At 73.5% G+C, this 17,918-nt stretch carries 18 protein-coding genes and 1 tRNA gene; 10 read left to right on the top strand and 9 right to left on the bottom strand.

Going from position 1 to position 17,918, the window contains the following annotated elements; translation table 11 throughout:
* Nucleotides 1-16 precede the first annotated feature (16 nt).
* Nucleotides 17-667 carry a hypothetical protein gene (locus tag ACIA79_RS17380; RefSeq protein ID WP_399429124.1) on the top strand — a complete coding sequence of 217 codons (651 nt, stop codon included), beginning with the start codon at nt 17-19 and terminating at the stop codon, nt 665-667.
* A gap of 85 nt (nt 668-752) precedes the next feature.
* On the top strand, nt 753-1,667 hold the full coding sequence (locus ACIA79_RS17375; protein ID WP_399429123.1) for a class I SAM-dependent methyltransferase: 915 nt from the start codon (nt 753-755) through the stop codon (nt 1,665-1,667).
* Nucleotides 1,668-1,719: 52 nt separating this feature from the next.
* Here ACIA79_RS17375 and ACIA79_RS17370 read toward each other — a convergent pair whose 3' ends face one another.
* Nucleotides 1,720-2,436 (bottom strand): SLATT domain-containing protein, encoded by a 717-nt coding sequence (locus ACIA79_RS17370; RefSeq protein ID WP_399429122.1) that lies wholly within the window; start codon nt 2,434-2,436, stop codon nt 1,720-1,722.
* 272 nt (nt 2,437-2,708) lie between these two features.
* Between ACIA79_RS17370 and ACIA79_RS17365 the strand changes: the two genes are divergently transcribed.
* Genes ACIA79_RS17365 through ACIA79_RS17355 form a run of 3 tightly spaced genes read left to right on the top strand, consistent with a single transcriptional unit; the run spans nt 2,709 to nt 4,350 of the window.
* Nucleotides 2,709-3,044, top strand: a complete 336-nt coding sequence (locus ACIA79_RS17365) for a YbaB/EbfC family nucleoid-associated protein (RefSeq protein WP_078887963.1) — start codon at nt 2,709-2,711, stop codon at nt 3,042-3,044.
* A gap of 54 nt (nt 3,045-3,098) precedes the next feature.
* Nucleotides 3,099-3,698: a recombination mediator RecR gene (gene recR / locus ACIA79_RS17360; RefSeq protein ID WP_031077643.1), complete on the top strand. Its 600-nt coding sequence runs from the start codon at nt 3,099-3,101 to the stop codon at nt 3,696-3,698.
* Nucleotides 3,691-4,350, top strand: coding sequence for a DUF5063 domain-containing protein (locus ACIA79_RS17355; RefSeq protein ID WP_399429121.1), 660 nt, complete (start codon nt 3,691-3,693; stop codon nt 4,348-4,350). The genes recR and ACIA79_RS17355 overlap by 8 nt, the downstream gene beginning before the upstream one ends.
* 30 nt (nt 4,351-4,380) lie before the next feature.
* On the opposite strand, the gene ACIA79_RS17350 is transcribed toward ACIA79_RS17355, so the two are convergent.
* Nucleotides 4,381-5,289 carry a LysR family transcriptional regulator gene (locus ACIA79_RS17350; RefSeq protein WP_399429120.1) on the bottom strand — a complete coding sequence of 303 codons (909 nt, stop codon included), beginning with the start codon at nt 5,287-5,289 and terminating at the stop codon, nt 4,381-4,383.
* Between the two features lie 159 nt (nt 5,290-5,448).
* On the opposite strand from ACIA79_RS17350, the gene ACIA79_RS17345 reads away from it, so the two are divergent.
* From ACIA79_RS17345 to ACIA79_RS17325, 5 genes are all read left to right on the top strand, one after another.
* The gene (locus tag ACIA79_RS17345; RefSeq protein WP_399429119.1) at nt 5,449-6,480 is read left to right on the top strand and encodes a YncE family protein; all 1,032 of its coding nucleotides are present in this window, start codon (nt 5,449-5,451) and stop codon (nt 6,478-6,480) included.
* 178 nt (nt 6,481-6,658) lie between these two features.
* Nucleotides 6,659-7,930, top strand: coding sequence for an aspartate kinase (locus ACIA79_RS17340; protein ID WP_399429118.1), 1,272 nt, complete (start codon nt 6,659-6,661; stop codon nt 7,928-7,930).
* The gene (locus tag ACIA79_RS17335; protein WP_399429117.1) at nt 7,927-9,054 is read left to right on the top strand and encodes an aspartate-semialdehyde dehydrogenase; all 1,128 of its coding nucleotides are present in this window, start codon (nt 7,927-7,929) and stop codon (nt 9,052-9,054) included. The genes ACIA79_RS17340 and ACIA79_RS17335 overlap by 4 nt, the downstream gene beginning before the upstream one ends.
* 269 nt (nt 9,055-9,323) lie before the next feature.
* Nucleotides 9,324-10,103: a SigE family RNA polymerase sigma factor gene (locus ACIA79_RS17330; protein WP_399429116.1), complete on the top strand. Its 780-nt coding sequence runs from the start codon at nt 9,324-9,326 to the stop codon at nt 10,101-10,103.
* Nucleotides 10,100-11,242 (top strand): hypothetical protein, encoded by a 1,143-nt coding sequence (locus ACIA79_RS17325; RefSeq protein WP_399429115.1) that lies wholly within the window; start codon nt 10,100-10,102, stop codon nt 11,240-11,242. Before ACIA79_RS17330 ends, ACIA79_RS17325 begins: the two co-directional genes overlap by 4 nt.
* 270 nt (nt 11,243-11,512) lie before the next feature.
* On the opposite strand, the gene ACIA79_RS17320 is transcribed toward ACIA79_RS17325, so the two are convergent.
* From ACIA79_RS17320 to ACIA79_RS17290, 7 genes are all read right to left on the bottom strand, one after another.
* On the bottom strand, nt 11,513-12,391 hold the full coding sequence (locus ACIA79_RS17320; RefSeq protein ID WP_399429114.1) for an SURF1 family protein: 879 nt from the start codon (nt 12,389-12,391) through the stop codon (nt 11,513-11,515).
* Nucleotides 12,392-12,413: 22 nt separating this feature from the next.
* A complete protein-coding gene (locus tag ACIA79_RS17315) occupies nt 12,414-14,273 on the bottom strand; it encodes a prolyl oligopeptidase family serine peptidase (RefSeq protein WP_399429113.1) in 1,860 nt (619 codons plus the stop codon).
* Between the two features lie 79 nt (nt 14,274-14,352).
* A complete protein-coding gene (locus ACIA79_RS17310) occupies nt 14,353-14,709 on the bottom strand; it encodes a hypothetical protein (RefSeq protein ID WP_399429180.1) in 357 nt (118 codons plus the stop codon).
* Between the two features lie 348 nt (nt 14,710-15,057).
* Nucleotides 15,058-15,888: a pectate lyase gene (locus ACIA79_RS17305; protein ID WP_399429112.1), complete on the bottom strand. Its 831-nt coding sequence runs from the start codon at nt 15,886-15,888 to the stop codon at nt 15,058-15,060.
* A 77-nt stretch (nt 15,889-15,965) separates the two neighbouring features.
* Entirely contained in the window at nt 15,966-16,826 is an 861-nt protein-coding gene (locus tag ACIA79_RS17300) for a hypothetical protein (protein ID WP_399429111.1), read from the bottom strand.
* Nucleotides 16,823-17,389, bottom strand: coding sequence for a SigE family RNA polymerase sigma factor (locus ACIA79_RS17295; protein WP_399429110.1), 567 nt, complete (start codon nt 17,387-17,389; stop codon nt 16,823-16,825). The genes ACIA79_RS17300 and ACIA79_RS17295 overlap by 4 nt, the downstream gene beginning before the upstream one ends.
* Nucleotides 17,390-17,729: 340 nt before the next feature.
* Nucleotides 17,730-17,803: transfer RNA gene (locus ACIA79_RS17290), tRNA-Pro, on the bottom strand.
* Between the last annotated feature and the right edge of the window lie 115 nt (nt 17,804-17,918).

Below are 17,918 nucleotides of genomic sequence, written 5' to 3'. Positions count from 1 at the left end.
GGAGAGCGAGTCTCCCTTGGCCTGTGACCTGTGGTTGGTCCCGCTCGTCGACGTGCTGTGCCACAGCCCCGACAACCCCTTCGCGGAGGAGATCGCCGCGTACGACAAGGCGCTGACCGAGGCCGGTCTGCCCACGGTGCCCGTCTTCGCCTACATGCCGGGCCTGTCGGGCGACGTGGCGCCCGTCGCCGGCTTCGACTACGACGCGCTGCACTTCCTGCGCCGCGCCTACCTGCTGCAGATCTGCGGACTCGCCGTCACGCCCGTGGACGAACTGGGCGGCGACTACGAGCAGTTGCTGGAGATGTTCGAGTCGACGGCCCAGCAGTCGCACCTGGTGTGGCACTACGACCACGCGGGAGCGTACGTCCCCGTCGACTTCCCGGCCCCGCTGTCCACCGACGAACTGCTCGCCGGCGGAGGCCCGCTGGGCTCGGCGCAGGGTCTGCTGCGGGAACTGGAGTACGTCGCCCCCTCGATCGGCATCGACCCGGCGAACCCGCCCGCGGCGCCGCTGCCGCCGGCCCGTCCGACGGCCCTGGAGGAACCGGCCGGCCCGATCCCGTACGACGCGAGCCCCTTCGCGCGGGAGCGGCACGTGTGGCTGGGGCTGCACGCGGCGGCCACCCGGAGCCTCGGCCAGGGCTCGATGATCATCTTCAGCTGAGCGGCGGGTGTCCCGGCCGGTCCGGCCGGACCTCTTCAGCCGGGCGTAAGGCCGCGGACACCTGCGCCCGGTAGGACTTCGGGACATGTCCCTTCAGACCCCTGCGCGGTACGAAGACGTCAAGGGCTGGTTCGCCCCCGTGGACCAGCTGCTGTTCGACTGGATCCTGACCGTCCAGCGGGACGCGGGTGTCCGCGGCGACCTGCTGGAGCTCGGGGCCTACCTGGGCAAGAGCGCGATCTACACCGGCTTCTACCGGGGCGAGGGGGAGCGGTTCACGGTGTGCGACCTGTTCGACGCCCCGGCGCCGGACGAGCCGAACGGCGCCGAGATGGCCCGGTCCTACGCCTCGCTGACGCGCCGCGCCTTCGAGACCAACTACCTCGCCTTCCACGACACCCTGCCGACGGTGGTCCAGGGCCCCACGTCCGTGATCACCGACCGGGTGCCTGCGGCGAGCTGCCGCTTCGTCCACGTCGACGCCTCGCACCTCTACGAGCACGTGCGCGGCGACGTCGAGGCGGCCCGGGAGCTGCTGGCCCCGGACGGCATCGTCGCGTTCGACGACTACCGCGCCGAGCACTGCCCCGGCGTCGCCGCGGCGGTCTGGGGCGCGGTCGCCGCGGGCGGCCTGCGCGTGGTGTGCCTGACGGGAACCAAGCTGTACGGCACCTGGGGCGACCCGGCACCGGCGCGGGAGGCCCTGTTGCGCCGGCTGGAGCCCCGTACCGACGTCCGGCACACCGTGGAGTCGGTCGCGGGCGCCCCGCTGGTCCGCCTCAAGCCGCAGGGCGTGGTCCCACCGTGGACACCGCGGCCGCGGCACGCGCCCGCGCCGGCCGCTCGTCCCGCGGCGCCCGCACCGGCCGCCGCCACCACGTCTGCCGCTCGTGCCGCCGCGCCCGCTCCGGCCGCCGCCGCGCCGCCGGCTCCCGGGGCCGCCGCACCGGCCCGGCGCGGGGGGCCTCTGCGCCGTCTGGTCCGCGCGCTGGTGCGCTGAGCCCCGGTCGCGGCGGCTCCGGCCCGAGGACCCGCGGCGGCCGCGGCGGGCGCTACCGCGGCTCCGGGGGCCGCTGCCGGGGCATGTTCGGGCGGGTGCCCGGCGGGAGGGGGAAGCGGCCGGGGGAGGGCGGCGCGTCCGTGCGCGCAGGGGGCGGGAGCGTGGACTGCAGCACCAGCGGGGCCGCGCCCGAGCGGAACTCCACCATCCAGTCCGCCGTCTCGGCGCGCACCAGCTCCGTCACGTCCTCCGCGAACCGCCGCAGCACCCCCAGGCACCGCTCCGCCGCCTCGCTCGCCGTGCCCTCCGCCGGGCCCAGCACCTCCCGCACACTCTCCGACGCCCAGTCGAACTGGAGCGCCTGCAGCCGCCGCTGCACCGCCTGCGCCGTCGCCACGTCGCGCATCCACCCCGAGGTCAGTCCGAAGTACCGGTCGCCGATCACGCACGCCGCCGCGACCAGCAGGGACACGTACCCCCACTCCCACCGACCCAGCAGCGGTAGCGCGGCGCCGACCACCGCGCCCAGCGCCGTACCGACCCGCAGTGCCCGGGCGCAGCGGCGCTTCCAGACGCGGTCCGACAGGTACCACTCGGCCGTGCGCAGCGCATTGCTCTCCACCCACCGGTACAGCTCGTCCAGCCGCTGCGCCGGCTCGCCCCAGTCACCGAGCGGGAACGGCCGTCCGGTCAGGTCGCCGCCGTACCCCTCCGGGCTGTCGCCCTCCCCCCGGGCCGGGCCCCCGGGCTGCATCTCCGGCTGGCTCACCGGGGCACTCCTCTGCGCTCAACGTGACATATCGATGACGTGACGTGCGGTGACCTACGGTGCGCGGGGTGCGCATGCCCCCTTCCTACCGCCGAATGGTGGGTGGGCGGCCTGGATTCCCGGTATTTCCGCCCGCAAGAGGGTCTTGATCGGGTAGAAGGCACGCCCGTTTTTCACCCGGACGAGTGGAGGCCCGTGGATGCGGCACACCGTCCGGCGACCACGTAGGCTCGGCATACCGAATACTCATCGTCGAAGTGCCAGGAGTGCCCGTGATTCCCGGTGGCGGCCAGCCCAACATGCAGCAGATCCTCCAGCAGGCCCAGAAGATGCAGCAGGACCTCGCCCGCGCCCAGGAGGAGCTGGCGCAGACCGAGGTCGACGGCCAGGCCGGCGGCGGCCTGGTCAAGGCCACCGTCACCGGCGCCGGTGAGCTGCGCGCCCTGGTCATCGACCCCAAGGCGGTCGACCCCGAGGACACCGAGACCCTCGCCGACCTCGTCGTCGCCGCCGTCCAGGCCGCGAACGAGAACGCGCAGGCGCTGCAGCAGGCCAAGCTGGGCCCGCTCGCGCAGGGCCTGGGCGGGATGCCGGGCCTGCCCTTCTAACCCGTACGCCGAGCAACTACCGTAAGCATCACAGCACTCCAGGAGAGGCGTCCCGTGTACGAAGGCGTGGTTCAGGACCTCATCGACGAACTGGGCAGACTGCCCGGCGTCGGTCCGAAGAGCGCGCAGCGGATCGCCTTCCACGTCCTGCAGGCCGAGCCCACCGACGTACGCCGCCTCGCCCACGCCCTCCTGGAGGTCAAGGACAAGGTGCGCTTCTGCGCCGTGTGCGGCAACGTCGCGCAGGAGGAGCGGTGCGGCATCTGCCGCGACCCGCGCCGGGACGAGGCGGTCATCTGCGTGGTCGAGGAGCCGAAGGACGTCGTCGCGATCGAGCGGACGCGCGAGTTCCGCGGCAAGTACCACGTGCTCGGCGGCGCGATCAGCCCGATCGAGGGCGTGGGCCCGGACGATCTGCGGATCCGGGAGCTGCTGGCCCGGCTCGCCGACGGCACGGTCACCGAGCTGATTCTGGCGACTGACCCGAACCTGGAAGGGGAGGCCACCGCGACGTACCTGGCGCGGATGGTCAAACCCATGGGTCTGAAGGTCACGCGCCTCGCCAGCGGTCTCCCCGTTGGCGGAGACCTGGAATACGCCGACGAGGTCACGCTCGGGCGAGCGTTCGAAGGGAGACGACTCCTCGATGTCTGACGCCACTCTGCACGCGCACTCGCTGGATCCGGACAGCTTCGCGGTCCAGATCGCCGACTCGATCGAGTCCTTCATCGTCGCCACCACGGAAGTGGCCAAGGGCGACGAGCCGGACAGCGCCGTCCCCTTCCTGCTCCTGGAGGTCTCCCAGCTGCTGCTCGCGGGGGGCCGGCTCGGCGCGCACGAGGACATCGTCCCCGAGGAGCGGTACGAGCCCGACCCGGGCCCCGACATGGACGTGGACGAGCTGCGCATGCGCTTCGCGGCCATGCTCGACCCGGTCGACGTGTTCTCGGAGGTCTTCGACCCGTACGAGCCGCGCAAGGCACCCGTGCCCTTCCGGATCTCCGACAACCTCGCCGACATCATCATGGACCTGCGGCACGGCCTCGCCCACTACCGGGCGGGCCGCACCACCGAGGCCCTGTGGTGGTGGCAGTTCTCGTACTTCTCCAACTGGGGCCCGACGGCCTCGGCGACCCTGCGCGCCCTGCAGTCGCTGGTCTCGCACGTGCGGCTGGACCAGCCGCTGGAGGAGCTCGACGGGCTGGACACGGACGAGGACCTCACGGAGGAGGCGCTCGCGGAGGAGGCCGGCCGGGTCATGGTCCAGGAGATCGCGGGCCCGCTCGGGATCCGCACCCGCAAGTAGCCGGCGGGCCGCCGGCCGGCCCCCGGCGGATCAGGCATTCCAGGTCGTACGGACCCGGTCGCGCAGCCAGCTGTGCGCCGGGTCCGCGTCGTTGCGCGGGTGCCAGGCCATGCCGAGCGCCAGGGGCGGCAGGTCCAGGGGGACCTCGAAGGTGTGCAGGCCGAACGCGGCGGCGGTCCCGGCGGGGGCCAGGCACACCAGGTCGGTCCCGCGGCACAGGTGGAGCGCGGCGGTCCAGCCGGGGACGACGGCGACGACCCGGCGCCGCAGCCCGCGTGCGGCGAGCGCCTCGTCGACCGGGCCCCGCACCCGCCCCTGCCGCGAGACGCCGATGTGGCCGGCGGCGGCGAACGCGCGCGCGGAGACCCTCGTACGGCCGGTGGCCAGCGGATGGTCCGCGCGTACGGCCGCTTGGAGCAGGACCTCGCCGAGCGGCTCCACCAGCGTCTCGGGGTCCGGGTGCCCGATCACACCGAGCTCCAGGTCGAGGCGTCCGTCGCGCAGCGCCGGCGTGCCCTCCAGGCTCTCGGGGAGGAAGCGCAGGGTGACGCCCGGCGCCTCGCGGGCGACGGCGGTGATCAGCCGGGCGGCGAACCCGGCCAGGAGCAGGTCGCTCGACTGGACGGCGAACGCGCGGACCATCGCCGCCGGGTCCGCGGCCGGCGCCGGGGCGAGCAGTCCGCGCGCCTCGCGGACGACGGCGCTCACGCGAGGCCGCAGCCCGACCGCGCGCGGGGTGGGGACGAGGTGCCGCCCGGCGCGCACGAGCACGGGGTCGCCCAGCGCCGCACGGATGCGGCCCAGCGTGCGGCTCATGGCGGGCGCGGACACGTGGAGGCGGGCGGCGGCGCCGGTGACGCTCTCCTCCGCGAGGAGGGCGTCGAGCGCGACGAGCAGGTTCAGATCGAGGGCCCCCACGGTCCCGTCCACCGCATCCATGGCGCGAGTCCCCGCCCGGTCCGCCGCATCCATGGTGTGACTCCCCTCACGGTCGGGCGCGCGCTGCCGCGACACGGTCTCGTTCTTTGCGTCCGGCGCAAGGACACCTTGCCAGGATTGCACTGGAGTCAACCGACCGGCCTCGCGGAAGCTGAGCCCATGACCCGGAACCAGAACGATGTCCTGGCGGTGGCGAGCCAGAGCGGCGCCACCGTGTCCTTCTTCGACGCGGTGACGCACGACCGGCTCGGCGAGGTCGCCGTCCCGCGGGAACCCCACGAGCTGTGCTTCGACGCGGCCCGGCGGCTGCTGTACTGCACGATCACCTACCGCTCGGGCTACTACCACGCCAACGGCGGCCGGGCGCGGGAGCTGGCCGTCATCGACCCCGACGCGCGCCGGCTGGTCGACGTGGTCGACCTCGGGCCCGAGCGGGGTCCGCACGGGATCGCCCTGGACCCGTCGGGCGACCTGCTGTGGGTGAGCGTCGAGGCGTACGGCGACGTCGGCGGGGGCCTGCTCGCACTGGACGCGGACACCCGGGAACCGGTGCGGCGCGTCCCGGCCGGTGCGCCCGGACCGCACTGGTTCGTCATCACCCCGGACGGCCGGCGCGCCTGCACGGCGAACAAGGAGGCGCCCTTCGTCTCGGTCCTCGACCTCGCGTCGGGCGAGCTGCTCGACCGCGTCGCACTCCCGGGCGGCAGCGAGGGCATCGCGGTGTCGGGGGACGGACGGCACCTGTACGTGGCTGGCCCCAAGGGCGATTTCGGCGCCGCCGGCCCGGTGCGGGACGGGGGCGTGCGGATCGTCGACACGGCGACCGGCGCGGTGGCCGGCACCCTGCCCGCGGACGGGTACGTCTTCCCCGTCCACGTGACCGCCACCGGCCTGGTCCTGGCGGGCGAGCTGCGCACGACGGAGGGGGACTCGGCGCTGGGCGGGCAGGCACCGGGCGTCCTGCGCGTGTACGACGGCGCGGACCACGCGGAGACGGCACGCGTGCCGGTGGGCGCCTTCCCGCTGACGATCACCTCCTCGCCGGACGGGCGGTACGGGTACGTGGCCGCGGTCGTGTCGAGCACGGTGACGGTGGTGGACCTCGCGGCGGGGACGGCGGTCGCGACGCTGGAGGTGGGCAGGTCCGGCGAACCGGGCGCGCACGGTCTGGCGTACGTACCCGCGGCGTGACCCGCCCCACATTGCGCGTACCCCGCACGGGGAGGGGCAGGTGCCAGCCCGAGCGGCCGTGAGCCCCCGGGTGCGGATCACGCGTGAGCGGGACATCTCACGATGTGATTCGGGCGAGGCGATTGGCGGGCGCTCGTTAAACTGAGCTGACCGCAAACGGACTGAGCGAGGAGCGCACGTGGGCCTTGTCGTGCAGAAGTACGGAGGCTCCTCCGTTGCCGATGCCGAGGGCATCAAGCGCGTCGCCAAGCGAATCGTCGATGCCAAGAAGAACGGCCACCAGGTGGTCGTCGTGGTTTCGGCGATGGGCGACACGACGGACGAGTTGATCGATCTCGCCGAGCAGGTATCCCCGATCCCTGCCGGGCGTGAGTTCGACATGCTGCTGACCGCCGGAGAGCGCATCTCCATGGCGCTGCTGGCCATGGCGATCAAAAACCTGGGCCACGAGGCCCAGTCGTTCACCGGCAGCCAGGCGGGCGTCATCACCGACTCGGTCCACAACAAAGCGCGCATCATCGATGTCACGCCGGGCCGGATCCGTACGGCGCTGGACGAGGGCAACATCGCCATCGTCGCCGGTTTCCAGGGTGTGTCCCAGGACAAGAAGGACATCACCACCCTCGGCCGCGGCGGGTCGGACACGACCGCCGTCGCCCTGGCCGCCGCGCTGGACGCCGAGGTCTGCGAGATCTACACGGACGTCGACGGCGTCTTCACCGCCGACCCGCGGGTCGTGAAGAAGGCCCGGAAGATCGACTGGATCTCCTTCGAGGACATGCTGGAGCTCGCCAGCTCCGGCTCCAAGGTGCTGCTGCACCGCTGCGTCGAGTACGCACGCCGTTACAACATCCCGATCCACGTCCGGTCCTCCTTCTCGGGGCTCCAGGGCACGTGGGTCAGCAACGAACCGCGAGGGGACCGCAAGGTGGAGCAGGCCATCATCTCCGGTGTCGCCCACGACACCTCCGAGGCGAAGATCACCGTCGTCGGGGTGCCGGACAAGCCGGGCGAGGCCGCCGCGATCTTCCGCACCATCGCGGACAACGAGATCAACATCGACATGGTGGTGCAGAACGTCTCCGCCGCGTCGACCGGTCTGACGGACATCTCCTTCACGCTGCCCAAGGCGGAGGGCCGCAAGGCCATCGACGCCCTGGAGAAGCGCAAGGACGTCATCGGCTTCGAATCGCTGCGCTACGACGACCAGATCGCCAAGATCTCGCTGGTCGGCGCCGGCATGAAGACCAACCCCGGCGTCACGGCCGGCTTCTTCGAGGCGCTGTCCGACGCGGGCGTGAACATCGAGCTCATCTCGACCTCCGAGATCCGCATCTCGGTCGTGACCCGCGCCGACGACGTCAACGAGGCTGTCCGCGCCGTCCACACCGCCTTCGGTCTCGACTCCGACTCCGACGAGGCAGTGGTGTACGGAGGCACCGGGCGGTGACGCGCCGCAAGCCGACGCTCGCGGTCGTGGGAGCGACCGGAGCGGTCGGCTCGGTGCTGCTCCAGATCCTGTCCCAGCGCGCCGATGTCTGGGGCGACATCCGTCTGATCTCCTCCGCGGTCCCCGAGGCCGGGGGCCAGGAGAGCCAGGCCGGCCACAAGCAGGCCGTGCGCGGCGTGGAGACCGAGGTCGTCGCGCTCTCGGCGGAGGCGCTGGCCGGCGCCGACGTGGCGGTCTTCCTGGCACCGGAGGAGATCGCCGCCCACTGGGCACCGGTCGCCGTCGCCGGGGGCGCGGTCGTGGTGGACGCCTCGCCGGCCTTCCGCGGCGACCCGGACGTGCCGCTGGCCGTCCCGGAGATCAACCCGCACTGCGTACGGTCCCGGCCGCGCGGCATCGTGGCCTGCCCGGGCGACACCACGCTGGCGCTGATCGTGGCGGTGGGCGCGCTGCACGCCGAGTTCGGCGTGTGCGAGCTCGTCGTCTCCGCGTACCAGGCCGCCAGCGGCGCGGGCCGCGGCGGTGTCGAGGCCCTGCGCGCCCAGCTGTCGCGCGTGGCGGGCGCAGGTGCGGCCTCCGGCTCCGGCTCCGGCTCCGGTGCCGTCACGGGGCTGGGTACCACCCCCGGCGACGTGCGCCGGGCCGTCGGTGACGACACCGGGCCCTTCCCCGCCCCGCTCGCGCTGAACGTGGTGCCCTGGTCCGGGTCCCCGCGGGAGGGCGGCTGGTCCTCCGAGGAGCTGCGCATCCGCGACGAGGTCCGCAAGGTCCTGGACCTGCCCGGGCTCCAGGTGGCGGCGACCTGCGTCCGCGTGCCGGTGGTGAGCGCCCACTCCGTCTCCGTACACGCGCGCTTCGAGCGCGAGGTGACCGTCGCGCGGGCCCACGAGATCCTGGCGACCTCGCCGGGTGTGGTGCTCTACGACGACCCGGCGGCCGGCGACTTCCCGACGCCCGCCGACGTGGTGGGCACCGATCCGACGTGGGTGGGGCGGGTGCGCCGGTCCCTGGACGACCCCCGCTCCCTGGAGCTGTTCGTGTGCGGGGACAACCTGCGCAAGGGCGCCGCACTGAACGCCGCTCAGGTCGCCGAGGCGATCGCCGCCGAATTGTCGGTGGACTGACCAACGGACTTTGTAGGATCTGTGAACGCCCTGTGAGCAAGTCTTCGGTCAGGACCGCTTGAACTGGGGCGATGGCATGTTCGAGGATGCTCTTCCCCCTTGCTGCAACCGGTAGTTGGGCGGGAAGCGTCTCCGCGGTCGCCCACTGCGTGCTGCCGCGGAAAATGGGGCAATGGGGAAGAGCGGGTACGCATGAGGGCAATCGACGCACCGTCAAAAGCGGTGGCGTGCGCGTACAACCCTGACGGGGGGAAGCGTGTCCAACAGGCGTGGCAGAGGTACTCGACATCACAGCGGCGGCCCCGCTTCGCGGCGCCGTGGCCCCGCTGCGCGGCGGTCCGGCGGCCGGGGCACCGGCGCGGACCGGCGGGCCGGGCACCGGGATCCTGCGGGCCGGCGGCAGTACGGTGCGACCGCTCCGGCGGCCCCGTCAGCCCGGCGGCATGCCGGTGATCGCCCCCATGCCCGCTGCTAGGCGTACCACCCGCATACCGGTCCAGCGCGGCGCCGACGGCGCCGACGGCGTCCAGGACGCCACCGCCGGGACGACGACCGCGGGAACGACCGTCGACCACCTCACCGAGACCTACCGCGCCCACTACCGGTCGCTGCTGGGTCTCGCCGCGCTGCTGCTGGACGACACCGCCTCGTGCGAGGACGTCGTCCAGGAGGCATTCATCCGCGTCCACTCGGCACGGCGTCGCGTACGCGACCCGGAGAAGACCCTCGCGTACCTGCGGCAGACCGTGGTCAACCTGTCCCGGTCCGCGCTGCGCCGCCGCATCCTCGGGCTGAAGCTGCTCTCCAAGCCGATGCCCGACATGGCGAGCGCCGAGGAAGGCGCGTACGACCAGCTGGAGCGCGACGCGCTGATCAAGGCGATGCGCGGGCTGCAGCGCCGGCAGCGCGAAGTACTGGTCCTGCGGTACTTCGCGGACATGACCGAAGCCCAGGTCGCCGAGACCCTGGGCATATCGCTGGGCTCGGTGAAGGCGTACGGCTCCCGTGGCATCGCGGCGCTGCGCGTCGCCATGGAGGCCACGGCATGAGCGAGCGGCACGAGGACAGCTTCGAGCGGTACGGGCCGGACGGACCGATGAACGACCGGACTGGGAACGGAATTGTGAACGACGGCGACGGCGACGACGAGCGCGGCGGCGACCCCCTGGACGGTTTCGGCGGGGACGAGCTGGCGCTGCGGCGCATGTTCCAGGGGGCGGTGGAGGACCTGCGGCCCTCCGACGGTGCCCTCGACCACCTGCGCCGGGCGGTCCCCGCGCGGCGGGCGCGCAAGCGGCAGGCGCTCGTCGGCATGGCCGCGGCGGCGCTGCTCTTCGGTACGGCGGTGCCCGCGTTCGTCCACGTCGCGAGCTCCGACAGCACCTCCGACGACCGCCCCGTCAACGCCGGGCACGGCGAGGAGGCCCAGGGCGGCATGGGCGAGGCGACCGGCGGTGAGGGCGGCGAGGCCGGCCCCGGCGGCGGCCCCGGGGGCAGCGGCCACGGCACGGACGGCGCCGGCAGCGGCGGGCAGGGCCGCGAGGACGAGCCGACGGACTCGGCCTCCGGCGCCTCGGACGGCACGGTCGGCGGCACCGCCGACCCCACCACCTCGGTACCGGCGAGCACGCCGGTGTGCACGGCCGCCCAGCTGGGCGTGGCCGCGACGCAGGCGGACAAGCCGGACGCGGACGGCACGGTGTACGGCTCCTTCCGCGTCGGCAACGTCTCCGGCACCGACTGCGTGGTCGGCGGCGACGGGACGGTCGGCCGCCAGGCGAACGGCGCGGCCGACCCGGCCAGGATCACGGTGGTCCAGCACACGGCGGGCGACGGGGCGCCGGGCCTGCCCGACCCCGCGCAGCAGGCGGCCGAGCCGCTGCTGCTGAAGGCGTCGGCGGCGTACGAGGTGCAGTTCGCCTGGGTGCCGAGCGAGACCTGCCCGGCCCCGACGGGCGGCGGCGCCTCACCGGACCCGACTGCTCCGGGCGACGGCACGGCCTCCGGCGGTTCCGCCGGCACGGCAGCGGAGGGTACGCAGCCGCAGCTCGCCATGGAGGACACCCCGGCGGAGGGCAGCGTCACCCTCTCCTACACCCCGGACGCGGGCGGCCCCGCGGCCGAGACCACGATCCCCCACGCATGCGCGGGCACGGTGTACCACACCGCCCCGCGCCCGGCGGAGTAACGAGAGCCGGGCGAGGACTGGACGACGGCCGGGCGGCCCGCGGCGGCTGAGGCGGCGCGCGGTGCTTGCGGGGTTCCGGGGGCTGCGGGGGCGCGCGGCGCCTGGGAGGTTCCGGGAGCTGCGGGCTCCGGCGGTGGGCGGCGCCTCAGGGTTGCGCAAGGGCATTGCCCCTGTGGCCGGGCCCGCTGGGCCGGAGCGCCCGCCGCCTGCGGGACTTCGCGGAGTCCCGCGGGGGTGCCAGGACCAGGCGGCCCGGGGCGGTTCCGCGGGTTACGACAGCTCGGCGGCCCGGGAGGGTTCCGCGGGCTGAGCCGCCTGCGCGGGCTCCGCGGCCGGGGACGGCTCCGGCGCCTGAACAGCTTGCGCGGGCTCCGCGGCCGGGGACGGCTCCGGTGGCAGGCCGAGGGCCGCGTCGCGGGCCGCTTCCGCCTCGCGGCGGAACAGCCGGAACCACATGAAGAGCGCGAAGCCCACGAAGGCGAACCACTCGCCCGTGTAGCCGAGGTTCTGGAACGCCTTCAGGTCCAGCCCCGTACCCTCCGCCGCTGCCGCCGGCACCGGAGTGAGGCCCGACGGGGCGTCCGTCAGCGTCACCCACGCGTCGTACACGTCGCCCGGCACCAGGTTCACCAGCGACGCCGCGCTGATCATGCCGACCTGGCCCTCGGGCAGCCCGCCCGCCGCATGCACGCCCTTGGTGCCGGAGTTCTCCGACGCCTGGAGAGCGCCGGTCACGGTGACCTCACCCGCCGGCGGCGCCGGTGGCCGGCCGCCCTCCGGGAGCCAGCCGCGCACCACCGGCAGCGCCTTGCCGCCGTCGGTGCGCAGCAGCGTCAGCACGTACGACCCGGTCCGGCCGTCCAGCTCGCGCCCCGGCACCAGGAACTGCTCGCCGTACCGCCCGCTCGCGGTGGCGTGGCGGCCCGAGGTCTCCTTGGTGACCGGCAGCAGCTCGTCCAGCGGCGCCGCCTTCGCCGCGCCGGGACCCGCACCCGGGCCGGGCCGGTGGGCCTCCGCCTCCTGGTGCGAGTCGACACGGTCCTCGAACCGGCCCAGCTGCCACGTCCCCATGAATATGCAGAACGGGATCGCCAGCAGCACGAAGATGTTGATCCCCCACCAGCGGGGCGTCGTCAGGAACCGGTACACCCCTCCACGGTACGGAACCCGCTCACCCCCCGTCCGTCCGGGTCCCCGCCTGCCGCGCCGCGCCGGGCCCGTCCTCCAGGTGCCGGGCCGCGAAGGCCAGCTCCAGCCGCACCTGCTTGATCCGCTCCTCCACCACCAGGGAGCCGTGCCCCGCGTCGTACCGGTACACCTCGTGCACCGCGCCGCGGGCCGCCAGCCGGTCGACGTAGTGGTCGATCTGCCGGATCGGGCAGCGCGGGTCGTTGACGCCCGCCGAGATGTAGACCGGTGCCCGCACCTCGTCCACGTACGTCAGGGGCGACGACACCCGGTACCGCTCCGGCACCTCCTCCGGGGACCCGCCGAACAGCGTGCGGTCCAGGGCCTTCAGCGCCTCCATCTCGTCGTGGTACGCCGTGACGTAGTCCGCCACCGGGACGGCTGCCAGCCCCAGCGCCCACGCCTCCGGCTGCGTACCGAGCCCGAGGAGCGTCAGGTACCCGCCCCACGAGCCGCCGGCCAGCACCAGCTTCGCCGGATCGGCGAGCCCGGACGCCACCGCCCACTCCCGTACCGCCGCGATGTCCTCCAGCTCGATCAGGCCGATCCGGTGCTTGAGCGCGTCCGTCCACTCCCGGCCGTACCCGGTCGAGCCCCGGTAGTTGACCCGCACCACCGCGTACCCGTGGTCCACCCAGGCCGCGGGCGCCGCCGCGAACGCGTCGCTGTCGTGCCACGCGGGACCGCCGTGGACCTCGAAGAGCGTCGGCAGCGGGCCGCTCGCGCCGGCCGGCCGCTGCACGAGCGCGTGGATGCGCCCGCCGGGCCCCTCCACCCACACGTCCTCCACCGCCACCGACCCGGGCGCCTTCAGCCCCGGGGGATCGAGCACCACCCCGCCCGCCGTCGACCGCACCACCGGGGGGTGCGCCGCGGAGGACCACAGGTACTCCACCGTCCCGTCCGGCCGCGCCGTCGCACCCGACACCGACCCGGCGGGCGTCTCCACCCGCACCAGCTCGCGCGTGCCGATCTCGTACCGCCACAGCTCGCTGCGCGCCTCGAAGCTGTGCACGATCAGCAGCCCCGACCCGTCGGGGTACCACTCGGCCGACACGTCACCGGGCAGGTCGAGGCCCAGGTCCGTCTCCACCCCCGAGGCGACGTCCCACAGCATGGGCTCCCAGCGCCCGCGCCGCTGGTGCCCCACGAGCAGCCGGGTGTCGCCGTCCACCGGCGCGAAGCCGAGCACCGCGAGCCCCAGCTCCTCCGTGCCGCCCTTGGTGTCGTCCAGCTCGGCGACCGTCCCGCCGTCCGGCCGGACCACGCGCAGCGCCGCGTGCATGGCGTCGCCGTGCTCGGTGTGCTCGACGGCGATCAGGGTCCCGTCGTGCGACAGGTCGCCCACCCCGGCCGACTCGCGGTGGCGGTATATCTCGACGGGCGGCAGACCGGGCCGTACGACGTGGATCGTCGAACCGTCCTCGTCGGTGGAGCGCCCGACCACCGCGGTGCCGTCCCGGCCGATCGCCAGGCCCGCCGGATAGGACGCCTCCAGCCCCGGCGCGGCCGGCTCGTCCTCGCCGCCCGTGAACGGCTGCCGCATCCAGACGCCGAACTCGTCGCCGTCCGTGTCCGAGAACCACCAGATCCACTCGCCGTCCGGCGTCAGCACCCCGTCCGTGGTCCCGTTCGGCCGGTCCGTGACCTGCCGCTGCTCGCCGGTCGCCCGGTCCCAGGCGTACAGCTCGTACGTACCGGTCGCGTTGGACACGAACAGCGACCGCCCCGGCGCGTCCTCCGCCCAGTCGGGCAGCGAGACGCGCGGCGCCCGGAAGCGCTTCTCCCAGTCGGGCATGTCCGGCGTGGCCGGTGCATCTGTCGGTTCAGTCATGGACCCCATGATGCGCTGCCGCACCGACACCCCGCTGCGCCGGTCCTCAACCTGTGGACAACTCCGCCGCAGGCCCGCGGCCCCGGCCTCAGTGCGCGGCCGGCGGCGAGTCCTCCGTACACAGCGCCCAGATGACGAAGACGCCGATCGCGATCGAGATCACCGCCCAGACCGGCTGGTACGGCAGCCAGATGAAGTTCGCGATCACGGCGAGTGCGGCCAGCGCCACACCGGCAGCCTTGGCCCAGTCCGCGCCGCTGAGGATGCCCGCGCCGACGACTGCCACGAGGAGCCCGAGCACCAGGTGGATCCAGCCCCACGTGCTCGCGCTGAACTCGAAGACGTACTCGCCGATCTCCCCGTACACGTCGTCCTCGGCGATGCCCGTGATGCCCTGCAGCATCCCGAGCACGCCCTCCACCAGCAGCAGCACCCCGGCGAGCATCGTCCCCGCCGACGCCCAGCCGTCGCGGCGCGGTGCCGGGGCGGTGGACCTCGGGGGAGCGGCGTGGTGCGCGTAGGCGTGGTGTTCCGTACCGTGTTCCGTACCGCCGGTGGCGTGGCCGCCGCCGGCGTCGGCCGGGTGGCTCATGGCCGCCCCTCTCTGTCCGGTGGGTGCGGTGGCTCTCCGAGCCTGCGCCGCCCCGCGCGCCGCGGCGACCGGGCGCGACCGTCCGGGTGACGGAACTGCGGGTGACGGAACTGCGGGTGACGGACATCCGGGTGACGGAAAGGGACGGCGCCGGCGCCGCGGTGGCGCCGGCGCCGGCGTACGTCACCCGGTCGTGCCGGCTCAGTTGTACGTGATGTCCGACGCCGAGAACCGGCACGTGGTGCCGTCGGGGCCGCTGCCCAGCTGGGTCGGCTCCTTACCGGTGTTGTTGCCCTTGAAGCGCACGCAGGTCTTGATCTTCTTCTTGGAGTCGCCGTGGATCCGGATCTTCGACAGCGTCGCGGTGTCGCCGTAGTTCTGGTTGACACCGACGATCGACTTGCCCGGCGCGGTCACGTCGATGTCGCTCAGCACGATCGTGCGCTTGTACTGCGTCTTGCAGTTGCCGCACGAGCGGACGAGCTTGCCGAAGCCCTCGACCTGGAAGCCGGTCACGGTGAGCTTGCCGGCCCCGTTGAACTGGAGGACCTTGTCGTCGGCCTTCTTCGCCCCGCCGCCGATGACCTTGTACGTCGCCGACGCCGACTTGCCCTTGAAGGTGGCGGCGTCCTCGCCGACGTCCAGCCACCACACGTTCTGCAGCGTGCAGCTGCCCTTGCAGTGGACGCCGTCGGCGGCGGGCGTGCCGATGACGACGTTCTTCAGGACGGCGCCGTCGGCCAGCTCGAAGAGGGGGGACTGGCCCTCGTCCTGACCGCTGCCGCCCAGGGCGCCGGTGCCGTAGAACTTCTTCATTCCGCCGTCGTACTCACCGGAGACCGGGATGGTCTTCGCAACCGGCTTGCTGCCGGTGTCCGAGGGCCAGGACGCGGCGGCCCCGGCGGTGGACAGCATGGTCGTGGTGACGATCGCCGCACCGGTCAGCCCGAGGGCGGCGGCTCCGCTGATCACCGCCCTGCGCTTGGTGACCCGGCGGCGGTGGCGGACGCGCTGTTCGGCTCGTGCAGTCATGCCCATTCCTTGCGTGGGGGAAGATCTTGCGCCTTCCGGTCGCCACGGGTGGGGAAAAGGTTGCCGCCTTCCCGGAATCAGTCGTCGTGCCGGGCGAAGTCGCCCGACACGGCGAGCTGTCCGGCCCGAGTCCGGGCGGTGGCGCCGTAGCGGTCCTGCCGGGCGTCCCGGCCGCCGCGGGCGTGGTCGTACTGCCCGGCGAACATCCACTGCCCGGCCGGGACCGTACGGCCCGGCTTGAGCACCCAGGTGTAGACGAGGTAGCCGTCCTTCTCGGCGACCGTCAGCGTGAAGTCGTCCTCGGGCAGCGCCCGCCAGGCGCCGGTGGAGGTGACCCCGCCCGTCTGGGCGATCCGCAACTCGACGGTCAGCGCGGTCAGTTCCTCACGGGTCTTGAGGGTGACGTTGCTCTGCGCCCAGAACTCGTTGCTGTGCGGGTCCACGGAGCCGTCGGACCACAGGGGCCCGTCCTCCTCGCGGGCGGCGGGCGCGCCGGCACCGGGCGTGCCCGACGGCGAGGCGCTCGGCGCGCTCGGCTCGCGGGAGGGGCTCGTCGTGGGGTCCGGGGGCAGCGGGTCCACGGGCGGCGTCGGGTCCGCCGGCGAGGGTGCCCGCGTCGCGTGCATGGTCGGGGTGGGCGTGGCGGTGGGGGTGGGGGTCGGCGGGACAGCGACTGTCTGCTGCGGAGGCTCGTCGTTCCCCACGGAGGCCACGCCGTAGCCGCCGGCGGCGAGGATCCCCGCGACCGCGGCGGTGACACCCACCGCGCGCACCCAGCCGAACCGGGGCGGACGGGCCGCACGGGAGCGGGGCCGGTCCTCCTGCGCCATGCCGCGTTCGAGCCGTGCCAGGATCCGCGCGCGGTCGGGCCGGTGCGCCCCGGCCGCCTCGTGCAGCCGGGCGCGCAGCTCGTCGTGCACGTCCCGCCGCATGGTCATCGGTCCCTTCCTCCGGCAGCCCCGGTACGCGCCATCGCCGTGTGCACCTTACGCGGAACGTCCTGCGTGCCGAGCAGCCGCTGCAGCTCGGCCATCCCCTTCGATGTCTGGCTCTTCACCGTACCGACCGACACACCCAGGGCCAGCGCGGTGTCCTTCTCGGAGAGGTCGAACGCATGGCGCAGCACGACACACGCCCGCTTCCGGAACGGCAGCCTGCGCAGCGCCCCTTGTACGTCGACCACCCCGGCCACGTCCGGATTCTCGGCCTTCTCCTCCCGCTGCGCCCAGAACAGCGCGACCCGCCGCCGCTCGCGCACCGCACTGCGTATCCGCGTACGGGCCAGATTGGCGACCACACCCCGCGCGTACGCCACCGGGTGCTCACTCGCCCGCACCCGGTCCCAGCGGTGCCACAGCGCGAGCAGCGCATCCGCGGCCAGGTCGTCGGCGGCATCCGCCTCCCCGGTCAACAAGTGCGCGAGCCGGGCCAGTTCCGCGTAGTGCCGCTCGAAGAAGGCATGGAACTCCACGGAGGCGGCGTCGTCGACGACTGTGCCCACGAGCGGTGTCTCCTCGCAGCGACCTCGTGCACCCGGGAACCGGGCGCCTGTGTGTGTCATGTGTTCGACATATGAATGTCCGGACGAGATCCGGAAGAGTAGCAGTGAGCAACCGCTTGGTCTGCATCGCCTGCTGCCCGACGCCACTTCCGGCCCCGTCCGACGGGCCGACCCCCGCCACGGCGGGGCGGGCGAGCGCCCCGCAGCTGCAAGGGGGACCGGCTGGATCGGTGTGCGATCAGGACGGGCGCGGTGGCCGTGACCGCCATGCCGGACGCGCAAACACAGACAGAGGGCAGCTACCTTGAGTAGCTGCCCTCTGTCTGTGTTTTTCTGGCTGTCGGGGTGGCGGGATTTGAACCCACGACCTCTTCGTCCCGAACGAAGCGCGCTGCCAAGCTGCGCTACACCCCGATGTCGTCCGGTGTCCCGGCGACGTCGTTTACTTTAGCCCACCCGCGGCCGGAGACGAAATCCGGTTTTCGCGGGGCGGCAGGCGGGGGCCGTCCGAGCGGGATGCCGGCTCCGG

It is taken from the genome of Streptomyces sp. NPDC051310, from assembly GCF_044455245.1.
Lineage (GTDB): Bacteria > Actinomycetota > Actinomycetes > Streptomycetales > Streptomycetaceae > Streptomyces.
The sequence above is the reverse complement of the archived record's forward strand: the minus strand, read 5'-3'. Positions and strand labels throughout refer to the sequence as shown.

Excerpts from the sequence above, each read along its gene's own strand:
- ACIA79_RS17375 (WP_399429123.1), top strand. The coding sequence starts at position 753 with ATGTCCCTTCAGACCCCTGCGCGGTACGAAGACGTCAAGGGCTGGTTC.
- ACIA79_RS17300 (WP_399429111.1), bottom strand. The coding sequence starts at position 16,826 with ATGACCATGCGGCGGGACGTGCACGACGAGCTGCGCGCCCGGCTGCAC.
- ACIA79_RS17325 (WP_399429115.1), top strand. The coding sequence starts at position 10,100 with ATGAGCGAGCGGCACGAGGACAGCTTCGAGCGGTACGGGCCGGACGGA.
- ACIA79_RS17345 (WP_399429119.1), top strand. The coding sequence starts at position 5,449 with ATGACCCGGAACCAGAACGATGTCCTGGCGGTGGCGAGCCAGAGCGGC.
- ACIA79_RS17350 (WP_399429120.1), bottom strand. The coding sequence starts at position 5,289 with ATGGATGCGGTGGACGGGACCGTGGGGGCCCTCGATCTGAACCTGCTC.
- ACIA79_RS17355 (WP_399429121.1), top strand. The coding sequence starts at position 3,691 with ATGTCTGACGCCACTCTGCACGCGCACTCGCTGGATCCGGACAGCTTC.
- ACIA79_RS17310 (WP_399429180.1), bottom strand. The coding sequence starts at position 14,709 with ATGCTCGCCGGGGTGCTGCTGCTGGTGGAGGGCGTGCTCGGGATGCTG.
- ACIA79_RS17305 (WP_399429112.1), bottom strand. The coding sequence starts at position 15,888 with ATGACTGCACGAGCCGAACAGCGCGTCCGCCACCGCCGCCGGGTCACC.
- ACIA79_RS17315 (WP_399429113.1), bottom strand. The coding sequence starts at position 14,273 with ATGGGGTCCATGACTGAACCGACAGATGCACCGGCCACGCCGGACATG.